This window comes from Herbaspirillum sp. FG34, assembly GCF_057809315.1.
Genome location: NZ_JBMDJS010000008.1, coordinates 142997 through 158955 on the forward strand (window position 1 = coordinate 142997; position 15959 = coordinate 158955).

A 15959-nucleotide genomic window follows, 5' to 3' on the forward strand; every position below is an offset into this window, starting at 1 on the left:
CCTGCGCAAGATCGCTGTACCGTGAACGTACAAGAAGCTGCGAGATCCATGACGCAGCCGTTTTGCTTTTTAAACCGTTTTGACCTTATAAACCGTTTAGCTGTTTGAACTGCCTGAACCGCTTGAACCAAACATTCGGAGACAACAATGAAGAAGATGATTCGCATGACCGTGATCGCCGGCTGCCTGGCTGCATCCGCCGCCTGGGGCGCCGCTGCCATGGCCGGTACCCTGGCCGTCAACATCGCCTACAAGGGCGCAGTACAGCGCAACGTCTGGCAATCCACGGTCGATGAATTCAAGAAGGCCAACCCGGATGTGGACGTCAAGGTGTCCTTCATCGAGGAAGAAGCCTACAAGGTCCAACTGCCGGGCTGGCTCTCGACCCAGGCTCCGGACATCATCAACTGGCACAACGGCGAGCGCATGGCCTTCTACGCCAGCCGAGGCTTGCTGGAAGACCTGAGTGACGACTGGAAGAAGAACGGCTGGGATACGACCTACGCCTCCACCAAGGAAGCTTCTTCCTGGCACGGCAAACAGTATTCGGCGCCGACCGTGTATTACTCCTGGGGCATGTTCTATCGCAAGGACCTGTTCAAGAAGGTCGGCATCAGCGCCGAACCCAAGACCTGGGATGAATTCCTGGATGCCTGCAAGAAGTTGAAGGCCGCCGGCATCGCCCCCATCGCCGTGGGTGGCCGTGACGCCTGGACCCTGGCGGGCTGGTTCGATTATCTGGACCTGCGCATCAACGGCAACGCCTTCCACCAGCAGTTGATGGCGGGCGATGTCGCCTACACCGATGCGCGCGTCAAGAAGGTCTACACCGCCTGGAAGAGCCTGATCGACGACAAGTATTTCATCGACAACGCCCTGTCCTATGACCTCGATGGCGCACAACCCTTCCTGTTCCAGGGCAAGGCCGCCATGATGTTGATGGGTACCTTCATTGCCAAGGGCTTCCCGGCCAAACTGGCGCCGGAGATGGGTTACTTCCAGTTCCCCATCATCGATGCCAACGTGCCGACGGCTGAAGAAGGCCCGACCGAATCCATTCACATCCCGGCCAAGGCCCGCAACAAGGCCAATGCGCACCGCTTCATCGCCTTCGTCGGTACCCCGGCCATCAGCGCCAAGCTGGCCGAGGGCCTGGGTTCGCTGCCGGCCAACAGCAAGTCGCCGGCGCCCACCGATCCGATTTCGCGCATCGGTTTCGAGATCCTCTCCAACGCCAAGGGCGGTATCTCGCAGTTCTATGATCGCGACATGACCAAGGAAATGGCCGATGAAGGCATGAAGGGCATGCAGAAGTTCGTCAGCGACCCGACCAAGATCGATGACGTGCTCAATGAGCTGGAACAAAGCCGCAAGCGTATCTACAAGAAGTCCTGATCGTCCTTGATGCCTGGCTGGTCCAGGTAGTCCATCCGGGTCATTCCCCTGCCGCGTGCGGCAGCGGAATGGCCCGCAGAAAAAGAAGGAGACCCCGCCATGCTAGCGCCCACATCCGCCGCGCAGCCGTCTGCGACCCAAGCCTCTGCCACGCCGGTGACCGGCCCGCAGCGCAGTGCCGCCCGCCGCAACCGTGCCGCCTTCTGGTTCCTGGCGCCGGCCTGCGTCATGACGCTGGTCTATGTGCTGTACCCGATTCTCTATACGATCTATCTCAGCTTCTTCAGCTGGGATGGCATGACTGCGCCCAAGTACGTGGGTATGGCCAACTACATCGAACTGTTCCATGCGCCGACCTTCTACACGGCCCTGAAAAACAACGTGCTGTGGCTGCTCATGTTCCTGCTGGCCCCGCCCATGGGCCTGGCCATCGCGCTCTACCTGAACCAGAAGGTGCGCGGCATGCGCGTGGTGAAGTCATTGTTTTTCGCGCCCTTCGTGCTCTCGGGCGTGGTGGTAGGGCTGATCTACAGCTGGTTCTACGACCCCAGCTTCGGCCTGCTGTCGCTGATCCTCGGCCATGGTGTGCCGGTGCTGGGTGATGCGCGCTATGCCACCTTCGGCATCATCTTCGCCGCCCTGTGGCCGCAGACCGCCTACTGCATGATCCTCTTCCTGACCGGTCTGACCGCCTTGAACCATGACCAGGTAGAGGCCGCCCGCATGGAAGGCGCCAAGGGCTGGACCATGCTGCGCTACGTGATCCTGCCGCAATTGCGCTCGACCACCTTCATGGCCTTCGTGGTCAGCATCATCGGGGCCCTGCGCAGCTTCGATCTGATCTCGGTGATGACCAGCGGCGGCCCTTACGAGAGTTCCACCGTGCTGGCGTATTACGCCTATGACCAGGCCATCAAGTATTACCGCCAGGGGTATTCGGCGGCGGTGGCGGTAACGCTCTTTGCCATCATGCTGGTCTACATCGTCTTCCAGCTGCGCCGCATGCTGCGCGCTGAACGCTGAACGCTGAACGCAAACGCCCATCGTCAACCGCTTAACGAGAAAAGAGAGATCGCCATGTTTCCCATGCCGATAGAAAAATGGAAGCCGATCAACCGCGCGCTCTACCGCGCCTCGCTGCCGGTGGCGCTGCTGATCTGGTTGTTGCCGATGCTGACCGCGCTGGTGACCTCGATACGCTCCAACGACGAACTGATGGCCGGCAACTACTGGGGCTGGCCGCAGGACTTCGCCATGCTGGACAATTATCGCGAGGCGCTGACCGCCTCGCCCATGCTGCATTATTTCTGGAACAGCTGCCTCATCACCGTCCCGTCGGTGATCGGTGCCATCTCGCTGGCGGCCATGGCCGGCTTTGCGCTGTCGACCTATCAGTTTCGCGGCAACACCGTACTCTTCGCCACCTTCGTGGCCTGCAACTTCGTGCCGCAACAGATCCTGATGATTCCGGTACGGGACCTCACCCTGTCCTTGGGGCTGTTCAATACCATCACCGGGATGATGCTGTTCCACATCGCCATGCAGACCGGATTCTGTACCTTGTTCCTGCGCAATTTCATCAAGCAGTTGCCCTTCGAGATGATCGAAGCCGCGCGCATCGAAGGGGCCAGCGAGTGGACCGTGTTCTATCGCATCGTGCTGCCGCTGATCCGGCCGGCCCTGGCCGCGCTGGCGGTGCTGGTCTTCACCTTCGTCTGGAATGATTACTTCTGGGCGCTGGTGCTGACCCAGGGCGATGATGTGGCGCCCATCACCGTCGGCGTGGCGGCGCTGCGCGGCCAGTGGACGACCTCCTGGAACCTGGTCTCGGCCGGCTCCATCCTGGCGGCGCTGCCTTCGGTGATCCTGTTCTTCGTGATGCAGAAGCAGTTCGTGGCCGGACTGACCTTCGGCGCCAGCAAGGGTTGAGCAAGCTCTGCCGACTCAGGGCTGCGTCGGTGGCGGTGCCGCCACGGGCGCTTCCTCCAGCCCCACGCCCATGGCCTGGAACAGGGTGGCCGTATCGTTCATGCGGCTGGCCGTGGCGCGGATCTCGCCCAGCCTGGCATTGAGATACTGGCGCTCGCCGGTGCGCGCGACACTGGCCGGATAGGCCCCGAGTTGCGCGCGCCGCTGCGCATTGCGCCAGCCTTGCTCGGAAGCGATGCGCGCCGCCGACGACGCCTGCAGAGCATCGGCATCCTCGGTCAGTGCCACCAGGCTATCGGCCACGTTCTGGAAAGCATTCAACACGGTCTGGCGATAATGGGCCTCGGCCGCGAAATAGGCTTGCTTGCTGGCGTCCCGCTTGGCGCGCAAGGCCCCGCCATGAAACAGCGGCTGTGTCAGCGACGCCCCCAGGCCCCACACCGCACCGGCACCACCGGTGGCCTTGGCCCACGAGAAGCCGGACTGGCCGAAGGAAGCGCTGATGGACAGGCTGGGAAACATCTCGGCCGTGGCCACCGCCTGCTGGGCCGCAGCCACTTTCAAGGCCGCATCGGCCGCGAGGATGTCGGGCCGTTGCCTGAGCAGTTCGGAGGGAACCGTCATCGGAACCTGCTGCGGCAACTTCAGGCTGGCCATCTCCAGATCGGATGGTGCGGCATCCGGGGTGCGGCCCATCAAGACCGCCAGCGCATGACGCGCACCCTGCCATTGCGCCTTCAGACCGGGCAGGCTGGCGCGCAGCGATTGCGCACTGGCGCGCGCGGACAAGAGCTCGTCAGCGGACACCGCCCCCAGCGCCAGACGGCGCTGCAATTCCTCCACATCGGCATCGGCCAGCGCCACCAGGCGCTCGGTGTCGCTCACCTGTGCGCGCAATGAAGCGGCATTGATGGCCGTGATGACCACGTTGGCTGCCACTGCCCGCCGTGCCGCATCGAACTGATAGGACTGGGCATCGACCTGCGCGGCCAGGGCCGAATTGGCGAAGCGTTCCACCCCGAACAGGTCGAAGGTATAGCTGGCCCGGATCTGGCCGGCGAAGACGTTGTACAGATTGGTGGTCGGGCCGATGTTGGGCAGGCCCAGAGCGCGCTGACGCTGGGCCTGTCCGACCGCATCGATGGTGGGCCAGAGCGACTCATCGATCTGCGCGCGCAATTGCAGGCGTGCACTGGCCAGATTGCGATCGGCCTCGGCCAGCGAATGATTGTTGCGCAAGGCCTCCTCGACCCAGGCCGACAGTTCCGGCGAGCCATAGGCACGCCACCAGTGCGGCACCGTGCGCTGACCCAGCACGAAGGTCTGGCGCGCCTCCGAAGGTCCCAGCGTGGCAGGCGTGGCCTGGGCGGCATAGTGGGCCGGCTGCGGCATGGCCGGCGCTTCGCCGGTCGGTCCCAGGGCGCAACCGGACAGCAGCAGCGCGGCGGCCAGCGCCACGGGGCGCAGCTGCGGGGCGAAGATCAAACGAACGGCGCTCATCAGTGACTCCCTTGCGCGGCATGGTCGCGGTGATGGGTTTCATCCGGCTTGACCCGGTAGCACAGCGCGTACAGCGCCGGCAGGTAGAACAGGGTCAGGATGGTGGCGATGGTGATGCCGCCCATGAGCGCGGTGGCCATCGGTCCGAAGAAGTTGCTGCGCAACAGCGGAATCAATGCCAGCACGGCCGCGGCAGCAGTGAGCGTGATCGGACGGAAGCGGCGCACGGTGGCGCCGACGATGGCATCGAAGCGGCCACGACCGGCGGCGATGTCCTGCTCGATCTGGTCCACCAGGATCACCGAGTTGCGCATGATGATGCCCAGCATGGCAATGGTGCCCAGCATGGCCACGAAGCCGAAGGGCTGACCAAACAGCAGCAGCGCGCCGACCACGCCGATCAGGCCCAGCGGTGCAGTCATCACCACCATCAGGGTGCGGCCGAAGCTCTGCAACTGCACCATCAGCAACAGCAGCACGGCGATGACCATCAAGGGCATCTGCGCCGAGATGGAGGACTGGGCCTTGGCGTTCTCTTCCACCGGACCGCCCACATCGATGCGATAACCCACCGGCAGCTCGCCGCGCAGGGCATCGAGCTTGCGGTTGACGTCATTGGTGACATCGATGCCCTGCACGCCCGGGCGCACGTCGGCCAGCACGGTGATGGTGGGCTGGCGGTCGCGCTCCCAGATCACGCCGTATTCCAGCGTATTGCGGAACTGGCCCAGTGTGGCCAGCGGCACCGGACCATTGGCGGTGGGCATGGACAAGCTGGCCAGGCGCGAGGGATCGACGCGCTCGCTGCGCGGGGTGCGCAGGTCGACGCTGATGAGTTTGTCGCGCTCGCGATATTGCGTCACGGTCACGCCCGACAACTGCATGGCCAGGAAGTTGGCAATCTGCTGGCTGCTCAAGCCCAGCTCGGCGGCACGTTTCTGGTCGATCTCGAAGGACACCGAACGCTGGGCCGGCTCATCCCAGTCGAACTGGATGTTGGTGGCACGACTTTCCTTGCGCAACTCGGCGGCTACCTGTTCGGCAATGGCGCGTACCTTGGGGATCTGTTCGCCGCTGATGCGGAACTGCACCGGGAAGCCGACCGGCGGGCCATTCTCCAGCCTCGTCATGCGCGTGCGCGCACCGCTGAACTGCTGGCGCAGCGGCTCCTCCAGTGCCCGCGCCAGGGCTTCGCGGTCTTCCACCGACTTGGCCGTCACGACGAACTGCGCGAAGTTGGGGCTGGCCAGTTGCTGGTCCAGCGGCAGGTAGAAACGCGGCGCGCCGACGCCCACGAAACTGACCACATGATCGATCTGTGGACGGCCCTTGAGCAGGGCTTCCATGCGGATCGCCTCGCGCTGCGTGGCGTCAAAGGAAGCACGCTCCGGCAGGTGCAGGTCGATCAGCAGTTCGGGGCGGTCGGAGCTGGGGAAGAACTGCTGCGGCACCAGTGCGAAGGCGGCCAGCGAGCCGATGAACAGCACCGTGGTGGCGATCACCACACGCCCACGGAAGGCCACGCACCAGGCCACCGAACGACGCAGCCAGGTGTAGATGCGGGTCTGGTAGATGGGATGGTCGTGGTCCTCCTCATCATGGCCGGCATGCGGGTTGGCGGCGATCTGTTCATCCGTGAGCGCACCCGGTTTTTCCTTGAGCAGGTGATAGCCCAGCAGCGGAATGAGCACCACCGCCGCCAGCCACGACAGCAGCAATGCAATGGCCGAGACCTCGAAGATGGAACGGGTGTATTCACCGGTCCCCGACTTGGCCAGTGCAATCGGCAGGAAGCCCGCGACGGTCACCAGCGTGCCGGTCAGCATCGGGAAGGCCGTGCTGGTGTAGGCGAAGGCGGCGGCGCGGCGGCGGTTCCAGCCCTGCTCCAGTTTTACCGCCATCATTTCCACGGCGATGATGGCATCATCAACCAGCAGCCCCAGTGCCAGCACCAAAGTGCCCAGCGAGACCTTGTGCAGGCCGATGTCGAAGAGGTACATGAACAGCGAGGTCACCGCCAGCACGATGGGAATCGAAATCACCACCACCATGCCGGTGCGAATGCCCAGCGAGACCAGGCTCACCACCAGCACGATGGCGACCGCCTCGGCCACCGCTTCCAAAAAGTCATCTACCGATTTTTCCACTGCATGCGGCATGCTGGAAACCGCCGTCAGCGTGAGCCCGGCGGGCAGGCGCTTGCGCAATTGTTCAGTGCGCTCGTCCAGCGCGCGGCCCAGGCGGATCACGTCGCCGCCAGGCTGCATGGTCACGCCGATGCCCAGCACGGGCTGGCCGTTGGCGCGCATCTCCTGTTCCTGCGGTTCGTCGTAACCGCGCGTGATGGTGGCGATGTCACCCAGCCGGAAATTGCGGTTGTTGACATGGATGATCTTGTCTTCCAGCGCGCGCAGGTTGTCGAACTGGCCGGTAGGACGCACGTAGACGCGGTCATTGTCGGTGGTGATGAGACCACCCGGCACCACCGCATTCTGTGCACCGATGGCATCGGCCAGCTGCTGCGGGCTGATGCCAAGGCGCGTCATGCGGGTGTTGCCGATGTCGATGTAGATGTGTTCCTGACGATCCCCGAAGTAATCGATCTTGGCCACGCCCGGCACGTGCAGCAGTTCACCGCGCAACTGGTCAGCATAGTCGCGCAACTGCGCTGGCGTGAAACCGTCACCGGCCAGTGCGTAGATGTTGGTGTAGACATCACCGAACTCGTCATTGAAGTATGGTCCCTTGACCCCCTGCGGCAAGGTGGCGGCCATGTCACCGACCTTCTTGCGCACCTGGTACCAGGTCTGCGGCACCTGCGAGGCCGGGGCCGTGTCCTTGATGGTGAAGAAGAGCTGCGACTGCCCCGCGCGCGAATAACTGCGCAGAAAATCGACGTCCGGTGTCTCCTGCAGCTTGCGGGCGATGCGGTCGGTGATCTGCTCTTGCACCTGGCGCGCGGTGGCGCCGGGCCAGTCGGTCTGGATCACCATCACCTTGAAGGTGAAGGGCGGGTCTTCGGATTGCGACAGCCGCGAATAGGAACCCATGCCCAGCAAGGTCACCAGCGCCAGGATGAAGGTCACCAGCGCCTGGTGCTGCAAGGTCCAGGCGGACAGATTGAATCGGCCGGGTGCGCTCATAGGGCGAAGTCCTCGGCGTGCAGCGGCGCCACCGGCTTGACCTTTTCTCCCACGGTCAGGGTATGTACGCCCTGCACCACCACCTTGTCACTGGCAGCCACGCCTTGCGAGAGCGAAATGCTGCGCTCTCCATACGCGGCCACCGTCACCGGACGCAGTACCAGCTTGCCGTCGGCACCGACGACCCACACTGCCGGTTTGTCACCCTGATGGAACAAGGCCGTGGCCGGCAGCAGCAGAACCTGCGTCTGCGTCGTGTTGGACGGCGTGATCGTCACTTCGCCGGTCATGCCCAGGCGCACGCTGGCGTCAGGCTGTTCCAGCGTGACCTTGACGCGATAGGTACGACTCTGCGGATCAGCTGCCGGACTGACTTCACGCACACGCCCCTTCCAGGTCTTGCCGGGCAGGGCGGCCAGCGTGACATCGGCAGCGACCCCGGGTTGCAGGCCGGCCAGCTGGCGGTCGGCCACGTCGGTGACGACATCCACCGCCCCCGACCAGGCCAGCGAATAGACCGGCTGACCGGGGCTCAGTACATCGCCGGTATTGGCCTGCTCGGCACTGATGACGCCGTCATGCTGAGCCACCAGCGTGGTGTAGTCACGCTGGTGGCCGGCCACCGCGGCACGGGCCTGCGCGGCCTTCCATTGCGAGAGCGCGGCGGCATGGGCATCCTGGCTTTGTTCCAGCTGCTGGGCGCTGATGAGCTGTTCTGCGGCCTGCGCCGTATCGCGCTGCAGCTGCTTCTCGGCTGCGTCGAGATGCTGGCGGGCGGCCGCCAGTTCGGCGCGCGCCGACGCGGCGTTCTGGTCGGCATCGGCGGGGTCGAGACGGGCCAGGATCTGGCCCTTGCGCACCACATCGCCCAGATGTACGCGACGTTCCACCAGTTGTCCGGCCACCCGGAAGGAGAGCGAGGTCACATAGCGCGACTGCACTTCGGCCGGCAGGTGCAGGGGCTGGGTGCCGACGCGCTCCTGCGCCTGCAACACCACCACTTCGCGCGGCACCTCGGCCACGGGGGCCGGCTTGCTGCATCCGGCCAGCCAGAGCGTAAAGGGAACGGCCAGCAGGGCCATGCGCGCCAGCCGGACGCGGCGTACGGAAAAAGCCAGGGAAGCAGGACCGGGACACGAACGTGAGACAGGCTTCACAGCATTCCTTTCGGGAAAGGGAGTGTCGGGAGGGTCGGACCGCGGCGCGCTCCGCCTCGTGGGCGTCTTTACAAAAGTTCAGCGATTCTAATGCAGATATGAATTCAAATGCAACACTGTATCCGAATACAACAGTGTTAGAATCCAGCCCCATGACACGCCAACGACTCAGCCGCGAGCAAAGCCGTGAGCAGACCCGGGAACGTCTGCTGGAGGCGGCGCACGCGATGTTCATGCAGAAGGGATATGCGCAGGCCAGCGTGGAAGATATCAGCACCGCAGCGGGCTATTCGCGCGGTGCCTTCTATTCCAACTTCGATGACAAGGAGCAGCTCTTCTTCGAGCTGTTGCGCCGCGAAGGGGAAAGCATCGACCGGGGTTTCGAGCGCATTCTCGGCGGCGGTCTGACCGATCCGCATGCCCTGCGCGACGCTCTGGCCGTGCAGTACTCGGCACTGTACCGCGATGACAAGTGCAGCCTGCTGTGGATGGAGGCGCGCATCATCGCGCTGCGCGACGAGAAATTCCGTGCCCAATTGGACAGCTTCCTGGAGCAGCGCTACGTTCAGATCACCCGCTTTGTCGAAGCCTATTGCCACCTGACCGGTACCGCCCCGGCCGCACCGCCGCGCGAGATCGCCATCGGCCTGATGGCCTTGTGCGAGGGCGTCAGTTTTTCCTACCGCTGCGTGCCGCACATCGTTGACGGCAAGACGGCCGAGTCGGTGCTGGCGTGGTTTCTGAAGGCGTCCATTGCAGTGGCCGCTCCCGCAGATCAGCCGCCCGCCGCGGAAATCAAAAAGGCGGCGCGCAAACCCGCCGCCGCCCGCAAGAGAACCCTGCCTGCTGCCTGAGAGTGGCTATCCACCGGTTTTCAGCGGGGCGGCCAGCCACTGTGCAATCTGCGGCCAGGCCTCGGCCAGTGTACGCCCCCCCATGAACAGACCGATGTGCCCGCCCGGCACCACCCGCTGCGTGATGTGCGCAGAGGATGTACCGACCAGTTGCGCCGCATTGAGCACCTGCTCGGGCGTGGTGATGTCATCCCGCTCGCCCGCCAGCAGGTAGAGCGGACAGGTGATGTCGCGCAGGTCCAGCATCTTGCCCAGCGCAACGAACTGCCCGCGCGCCAGCAGGTTGTCCTTGAAGATCTGGCGAATGGCCTGGAGATACCAGCGTCCCGGCAGATCGATCGGGGTTTCGTACCAGGCGGCGAAGGTCTCGCGCTTGGCCAGGTAGACCGGATCATCGATATGCTGGAACAGGTCCACGTGTTCGGTGAAGTAGTGCTCGTCGGGGTGCATGTTCTTCCAGCCCTGCAGCATGAAGCTGCCGCGCATGAGCCCACCGCCGGTACGTACCAGGTCCTCGTAGAAGCGGATCGGCGTGCGCTCCACCATCTGCTTCAACGGCCCCTCGCCGGCACCGGCATCAATGGGTGAGCCGGCCAGCACCAGACGTTGCACCTTGTGCGGGAACCGCGCGGCGATCATGGCCGAGATCCAGCCGCCCTGGCACAGTCCGACCAGATTGGCGCGCCCGCCCAGTTCATCGATGAGCACACAGAGGTCAGCCAGATAGTTGTCGATCTCCAGGTCCTTCATGTCCTCGCTGGCACTATGCCAGTCGGTCAGAAAGACATGCGGCACACCATGGTCGAGCAGGGTTTCGACCAGGCTCTGGCCCGGATAATAATCGGCAATCACCGAGGTATGGCCGGCATACGGCGCCACCACCAGCGTGGGGACGGCGTGGGCGCCACTGGCCTTGCCATATTCGCGCAGGGTCAGGGTACGCAGCTTCAGGCGCACCTGATGAGCGGTGGCCATCTGCGGATGGTGGATGGCGTGCAGCTTGGCTTCTTCTTCCAGAAAGCGCAGCTGCTTGTCCACCACATCCTGACCTTGGCGAAACACTGCGCTGGCCAGCATCATCGGCCAGAACAGCGGAACGCAGCCAGGGCCGCAGCCCTCTGCAGTCTCGGCAACGAGCGGCGCATGGCCGGTGTGTGAGGTCGTCATGATGTACTCCCGTGTATGAGTCTTGCCGCATCGTCGGCAATGACCTGTTCTTCATCGGTCGGAATGACCAGCACGCGCACGCGGCTGGCCGGGTGGCTGATACATTCCTGGTGCTTTTCATTGGCGCTCTCGTCGAGCTGCACGCCCAGCCAGTCCAGACGCGCACAGATGGCCGCGCGCATGCGCGCGTCGTGTTCGCCGATACCGGCGGTAAAGACCAGAGCATCCATGCCGCGCAGGGTAGCAGCCAGGCGGGCGGCCTCGCCGGCGCAGCGCAGGGCGAACAGTTCCAGCGCCTCGCGCGCAGGCGCCGCCTGACTCTGCTGGAGGGTGCGTACATCGGCGCTCACACCGGATACCCCCAGCAGGCCGGAGCGGTGATACAGCAAGTCTTCCAGCGCCGCCGGTGTCATCCCCTGCTGCAGCAGATACAGCAGCACGCCAGCATCGAGCGCACCGCAACGCGTGCCCATCGGCACGCCGTCCAAGGTCGAGAAGCCGGTACTGGCATCAACGCTGCGGCCGTTCTGGATACCGCACAGACTGGCGCCGTTGCCGAGGTGCGCGACCACCACATTGCCGTGGGCCTCGGGCAGCTGGCGGCGCCGCAGTTCGGCCGCAATGTAGCTGTAGGAGAGGCCGTGGAAGCCATAACGCAGCACGCCTTGCTCGTGCAGCTCGCGCGGCAGTGCAAAGCGGCGCGCCAGCGCATCCTGGTCGGCATGGAAGGCCGTATCGAAGGACGCGCTCTGCGGCAGTCCCGGCCGCAGTCGCGCGACGGCGCGGATCAGGCGCAGGTTCTGCGGTTGGTGCAGCGGTGCCAGGGGCGCCAGGGCTTGCAGCTCCGCTTCGATGCGTTCATCGAGCAGCACCGATTGCGCCAGGTGCAGGCCGCCATGCACCACCCGATGACCGACCGCGCACAATGCTCCCTGATCGTGACCGACTTCGAGCTGGTGCAGCACCTGCTCCAGTACCTTGTCCATGGATGCCACGGGATCGGCATCGATGGCTACGGTCGATGTGACACCTTCGATCTCCAGACGCAGCCGCAAGGGCGAGAGATGCAGATCCAGCTGTCCGTGGCCGATCTTGCCGGCGCGCGGACCATCAAGGCGGAACACGCCCAGCTTGATCGTGGACGAGCCGGCATTGAAGGTCAGCAACCAGCGATTCATGAGCGTTCCTTGCCGACCGCGCACAGCTTGCTGCGCGAGGCGAACAGACGGGCCAGCGCCGAGGAGGCCAGGCGCACTCGCAAGCTGTCAGCACGGCTGGTCAGGATCACCGGCACGCGCGCGCCCAGCACCAGTCCGGCAGCCTCAGCCTGGGACAAATAAATCAACTGCTTGGCCAGCATGTTGCCCGCTTCGAGATCGGGCACCAGCAGGATATCGGCGCTACCCGCCACCGGCGAGGCGATCTGCTTGATGCTGGCCGATTGCAGACTGATGGCGTTGTCAAAGGCCAGCGGGCCATCGACCACCGCGCCGGTGATCTGGTGGCGCGTGGCCATCACGGTCAGGGCGGCCGCATCCAGGGTGGAAGGCATGGCCGGATTGACCGTCTCCACGGCTGCCAGCACCGCTACGTGCGGACGCGGCACACCCATCACGTGCAGCAGGTCGATGGCGTTCTGGCAGATGTCGCGCTTGTGGGCCAGCGTGGGGGTGATGTTGATGGCGGCATCGGTGATGATGAGGGGCTTGGCGTAGGTGGGAATGGCCATGGCGTAGACATGGCTGATGCGACGTTCGGTGCGCAGACCAGCACCCGGCGCCACCACCGCTGCGAGTAGTTCGTCGCTGTGCAGGCTGCCCTTCATGAGCGCGGCCACGCGCCCTTGCACGGCCAGCTCGACGGCGCGGGCTGCGGCCGCATGACTGTGTTCGGTGCACTCGATCTGCAAGCCCGTCAGCGACAGCCCGGCCTGCTCGGCGATACGTCGTATTCTGACTTCGGGCCCGACCAGCAACGGTTCCAGCAGACCTTCCTGGTGCGCCTCCAGCGCGCCCTGCAAGGCCTCGGCAGAACAGGGGTGGACCACGGCCACCCGCATCGGCTGCGCGCCCAGGGCATCGCGGATGAGTTGACCGTAGCGCTCGGCAGGCGTGGCCTGCGTCGGTGGAAACATGGCGTCCTCCTGAAGGGGTGGCATGAGGCAGGACGCGCTCATGCGGGCTTGCTGTGTCGCAGCATATCCCCAGGCGGAGGTGAGTTCAATTGCGGCACTGCCCGCAAAGGGGGCAGAGAGCACAAAGCTTGATCTGCTTCAACTTTGTCAGACCGCATGCAGCCATGCTGGCGCGTTCAGACCTGGGCCAGTGCCAGCACGTGTCGGCGCGCCATCTCGGCCGGCATCGGTTCGGCAAAGTAATGTCCCTGCATCGCGTGACAGTGCATGGATTGCAGGACCTGCATGTCTTGCTCGCTCTCCACGCCTTCGGCCACCACCTGGAAACCGAACGATGCCGCCAGTTGCAGCACCGCAGAAACCAGGGCCTGGTTCTCGGTCTGGTCGGCCAGGCCGGTGACGAAGCTGCGGTCGATCTTCACGCGCGAGACGTGCATCTGACGCAGGAAGCCCAGCGAGGAATAGCCCACGCCGAAGTCGTCGATGGCGATGCTCACGCCCTGCAGCGCCAGCGCCGTCAGGGTCTGTGTGGCCGCCTGAAGGTCGAGCGCGGTCTCTTCGGTGATCTCGATTTCCAGCATGTGCGCTGGCAGGTTCTGCTGTTTCAGGGTGGCCGCCACCAGGTCCTCGATGACGATGCGCTCCATTTCACGCGGCGAGATATTCATCGACACGCGCAAGTCACTGCGACCAGTGTCCTGCATGAACGCAATCATGCGCGCCACTTCGTTCATGATGAAGCGCAGCAGTTCCTCCGACAGCCCCGCCAGCGCTGCAATCTCGATCAGGTCAGGCGGTGCGATCGGGCCATGGCGGCGATGGGTCCAGCGCACCAGGGCCTCGAAACCGTCCAGGGCACGCCCGTCCTCGCAAACGATGGGCTGGAACCACACCTGCAGTTCGCCATCGGCCAGCGCCTGGGCCAGATCGCGCTCGACATCGCGCTTCATCTGCAGATGCGCATCCAGCGCCGCGTTGAAGACCTGATACTGATTGCGGCCACGTCGCTTGGCCTCATACATGGCGGCATCCGAACAGACCAGCATCTCGTTGATATCATCGCCGCGCGAGAGGTAGATCCCCACACTCAGGCCGATGTGGCGATGGGCCAGTCGTGCGAACGGCTGGCGGATCGCCGTGATGAGGCGCTGCGCCAGCTGCTCCGGCGACTCTGCCCGGGCGGTCAGCGGGTAGAGAATCACGAATTCGTCACCCGCCAGGCGCGCCAGCGTCGCACTCTCGGGCAGACAGGACTGCAGGCGCCGTGCCACTTCGATGAGCACCTGGTCCCCCGCCTCATGGCCATAGGCGTCGTTGATGACCTTGAAACCATCCAGGTCAAGGAACATCAGGCACTGTCGGTGCGGCTGGCGCGCCAGCACCTGCGCGGCGACCCGCATGAAGCCGGCGCGGTCCAGCAGGCCGGTCAGCAGATCGTGTTCGGCCTGATACTGCATGCGCGCGGCAAACTGGCGCAGGTCTTCATGGGCCACGGCCAGGGCCTGGTTGGCGGTGGTGGCCTCATTCTTGAGGGCGCAGGCGCGCGCAAACATGCGCTCGCCCACGCGGGCGCCGCGAATCAGGCCGGCCAGGTAGATCACGGCCGTCGCGGCCAGCGCCAGCCGGGTCGGATTGCGATTGAAGACGGACAGGCAGAAGATCACCGACAACAGCGGCGGCGTGATGAAGCTGATGGGGATGCGGGCAAAGGCGAAGCCGTGGGTGACGGCACCGGCCGTGATGCCGCACACGCAGGTGAGATAGAAAAGCGTTTCGGGCGTGGTGTAGCCCTCGCTCAGCCAGGGCATGCCGGCCCACGCGAAGCCGGAGACCAGCGCCAGGATCCAGTGCAGGCGCAGGTTCAATTCCACCACGTCGCCTTGGCCGAGGATCGCGCCGCGCGGCTGCATCCACGGCACCAGTTGCGCCACGCGCTGCGGTGAGAGGCGGCACAGCGGGATACGCACCAGGTTGACCAGCGTGGCGCAGGCCAGCCACGCCAGGGCGATCCAGAGCTTGCCGGAATGCCAGGCGACGAAAGTCGAGATGGCGCTCAGCACGAAAGCCACCGGGATCGACAGCATGACCGTGTGGCGGGCCGCCGTCAGTTGGTCCGCGCGAATCAGTTCTCGCAATGCAGGCCGGGACGCTTGGTCGCCGACGCCGGTTTCTGTCTTCAGTTCGCTCACATCTCCATCCCGTCATGCCCGGCTGCGCTGCCCGCCGAAAGGCGTGGCAGGATCGGAGGCGTCCCTTTCCCGAGGGAGCCCGCAGCGGCTGCGGGGTATTATCCAATGAATAAGAAGAATTCTTGTCAAAACAATGGGGCCATTGAGATGTATCAACGAGTTGTTGGCGCGAAAGAGACAAGCTGCGACCTTGCTGATCCCCTTTCACAACCTGGAGAAACTGCATGGCCCAAGACAACGGCAACTGGTTATCGGCCGAACAGGCCGTCATGCCCGATGGCAGCGAACGTCAGGACTTACCCCTGATTCACAAAAAACTGCCGCAACTCTCGCCGCAACAAGGTACCGAGGGAGCCGCCACGGCTGCGCCCGACGCAGCGCCGCAAAGCTCGGCGGGAGGCGCTGCGACGCCCTGAGTTTCACAACAGCAACAAATCCTTCGGAAGCATCTGAGGAGGCAGCCCGCCGGAAGGCTAAAATGGAGCCGTATC

Annotated in this window: 12 protein-coding genes; 5 read left to right on the forward strand and 7 right to left on the reverse strand. The window is 64.4% G+C overall.

The window, feature by feature from the left end; translation table 11 throughout:
* Positions 1–147: 147 nt before the first annotated feature.
* The 3 genes from ACODSZ_RS12405 (at position 148) to ACODSZ_RS12415 (ending at position 3324) form a co-directional block, all read left to right on the forward strand.
* On the forward strand, positions 148–1395 hold the full coding sequence (locus tag ACODSZ_RS12405) for an ABC transporter substrate-binding protein (RefSeq protein WP_488927693.1): 1248 nt from the start codon (positions 148–150) through the stop codon (positions 1393–1395).
* 99 nt (positions 1396–1494) lie between these two features.
* Entirely contained in the window at positions 1495–2418 is a 924-nt protein-coding gene (locus ACODSZ_RS12410) for a carbohydrate ABC transporter permease (RefSeq protein ID WP_175342963.1), read from the forward strand.
* A 54-nt stretch (positions 2419–2472) separates the two neighbouring features.
* Entirely contained in the window at positions 2473–3324 is an 852-nt protein-coding gene (locus tag ACODSZ_RS12415; RefSeq protein WP_175342964.1) for a carbohydrate ABC transporter permease, read from the forward strand.
* 15 nt (positions 3325–3339) lie between these two features.
* Here ACODSZ_RS12415 and ACODSZ_RS12420 read toward each other — a convergent pair whose 3' ends face one another.
* From ACODSZ_RS12420 to ACODSZ_RS12430, 3 genes are read right to left on the reverse strand one after another with little or no spacing between them, the layout of a single operon-like run.
* Positions 3340–4824 (reverse strand): efflux transporter outer membrane subunit, encoded by a 1485-nt coding sequence (locus tag ACODSZ_RS12420; protein WP_488927694.1) that lies wholly within the window; start codon positions 4822–4824, stop codon positions 3340–3342.
* On the reverse strand, positions 4824–7967 hold the full coding sequence (locus ACODSZ_RS12425; protein ID WP_008334379.1) for an efflux RND transporter permease subunit: 3144 nt from the start codon (positions 7965–7967) through the stop codon (positions 4824–4826). The genes ACODSZ_RS12420 and ACODSZ_RS12425 overlap by 1 nt, the downstream gene beginning before the upstream one ends.
* A complete protein-coding gene (locus tag ACODSZ_RS12430; RefSeq protein WP_488927695.1) occupies positions 7964–9049 on the reverse strand; it encodes an efflux RND transporter periplasmic adaptor subunit in 1086 nt (361 codons plus the stop codon). The genes ACODSZ_RS12425 and ACODSZ_RS12430 overlap by 4 nt, the downstream gene beginning before the upstream one ends.
* 227 nt (positions 9050–9276) lie before the next feature.
* Between ACODSZ_RS12430 and ACODSZ_RS12435 the strand changes: the two genes are divergently transcribed.
* On the forward strand, positions 9277–9978 hold the full coding sequence (locus ACODSZ_RS12435) for a TetR/AcrR family transcriptional regulator (protein ID WP_175342968.1): 702 nt from the start codon (positions 9277–9279) through the stop codon (positions 9976–9978).
* 6 nt (positions 9979–9984) lie between these two features.
* Here ACODSZ_RS12435 and ACODSZ_RS12440 read toward each other — a convergent pair whose 3' ends face one another.
* The 4 genes from ACODSZ_RS12440 to ACODSZ_RS12455 all read right to left on the reverse strand — a co-directional run bounded on the left by ACODSZ_RS12440 (position 9985) and on the right by ACODSZ_RS12455 (position 15468).
* Positions 9985–11058: an alpha/beta fold hydrolase gene (locus tag ACODSZ_RS12440; RefSeq protein ID WP_217509815.1), complete on the reverse strand. Its 1074-nt coding sequence runs from the start codon at positions 11056–11058 to the stop codon at positions 9985–9987.
* Between the two features lie 83 nt (positions 11059–11141).
* Positions 11142–12323 (reverse strand): acetate/propionate family kinase, encoded by a 1182-nt coding sequence (locus ACODSZ_RS12445; protein ID WP_488927696.1) that lies wholly within the window; start codon positions 12321–12323, stop codon positions 11142–11144.
* Entirely contained in the window at positions 12320–13279 is a 960-nt protein-coding gene (locus ACODSZ_RS12450) for a bifunctional enoyl-CoA hydratase/phosphate acetyltransferase (protein ID WP_008334373.1), read from the reverse strand. Before ACODSZ_RS12450 ends, ACODSZ_RS12445 begins: the two co-directional genes overlap by 4 nt.
* A 176-nt stretch (positions 13280–13455) precedes the next feature.
* Positions 13456–15468: a putative bifunctional diguanylate cyclase/phosphodiesterase gene (locus ACODSZ_RS12455; protein ID WP_008334371.1), complete on the reverse strand. Its 2013-nt coding sequence runs from the start codon at positions 15466–15468 to the stop codon at positions 13456–13458.
* A gap of 224 nt (positions 15469–15692) precedes the next feature.
* Between ACODSZ_RS12455 and ACODSZ_RS12460 the strand changes: the two genes are divergently transcribed.
* A complete protein-coding gene (locus ACODSZ_RS12460; protein ID WP_008334369.1) occupies positions 15693–15884 on the forward strand; it encodes a hypothetical protein in 192 nt (63 codons plus the stop codon).
* The last annotated feature ends 75 nt before the right edge of the window (positions 15885–15959 follow it).

Excerpts from the sequence above, each read along its gene's own strand:
- ACODSZ_RS12405 (WP_488927693.1), top strand. The coding sequence starts at position 148 with ATGAAGAAGATGATTCGCATGACCGTGATCGCCGGCTGCCTGGCTGCA.
- ACODSZ_RS12410 (WP_175342963.1), top strand. The coding sequence starts at position 1,495 with ATGCTAGCGCCCACATCCGCCGCGCAGCCGTCTGCGACCCAAGCCTCT.
- ACODSZ_RS12415 (WP_175342964.1), top strand. The coding sequence starts at position 2,473 with ATGTTTCCCATGCCGATAGAAAAATGGAAGCCGATCAACCGCGCGCTC.
- ACODSZ_RS12420 (WP_488927694.1), bottom strand. The coding sequence starts at position 4,824 with ATGAGCGCCGTTCGTTTGATCTTCGCCCCGCAGCTGCGCCCCGTGGCG.
- ACODSZ_RS12425 (WP_008334379.1), bottom strand. The coding sequence starts at position 7,967 with ATGAGCGCACCCGGCCGATTCAATCTGTCCGCCTGGACCTTGCAGCAC.
- ACODSZ_RS12430 (WP_488927695.1), bottom strand. The coding sequence starts at position 9,049 with ATGGCCCTGCTGGCCGTTCCCTTTACGCTCTGGCTGGCCGGATGCAGC.
- ACODSZ_RS12435 (WP_175342968.1), top strand. The coding sequence starts at position 9,277 with ATGACACGCCAACGACTCAGCCGCGAGCAAAGCCGTGAGCAGACCCGG.
- ACODSZ_RS12440 (WP_217509815.1), bottom strand. The coding sequence starts at position 11,058 with ATGATGCTGGCCAGCGCAGTGTTTCGCCAAGGTCAGGATGTGGTGGAC.
- ACODSZ_RS12445 (WP_488927696.1), bottom strand. The coding sequence starts at position 12,323 with ATGAATCGCTGGTTGCTGACCTTCAATGCCGGCTCGTCCACGATCAAG.
- ACODSZ_RS12450 (WP_008334373.1), bottom strand. The coding sequence starts at position 13,279 with ATGTTTCCACCGACGCAGGCCACGCCTGCCGAGCGCTACGGTCAACTC.
- ACODSZ_RS12460 (WP_008334369.1), top strand. The coding sequence starts at position 15,693 with ATGGCCCAAGACAACGGCAACTGGTTATCGGCCGAACAGGCCGTCATG.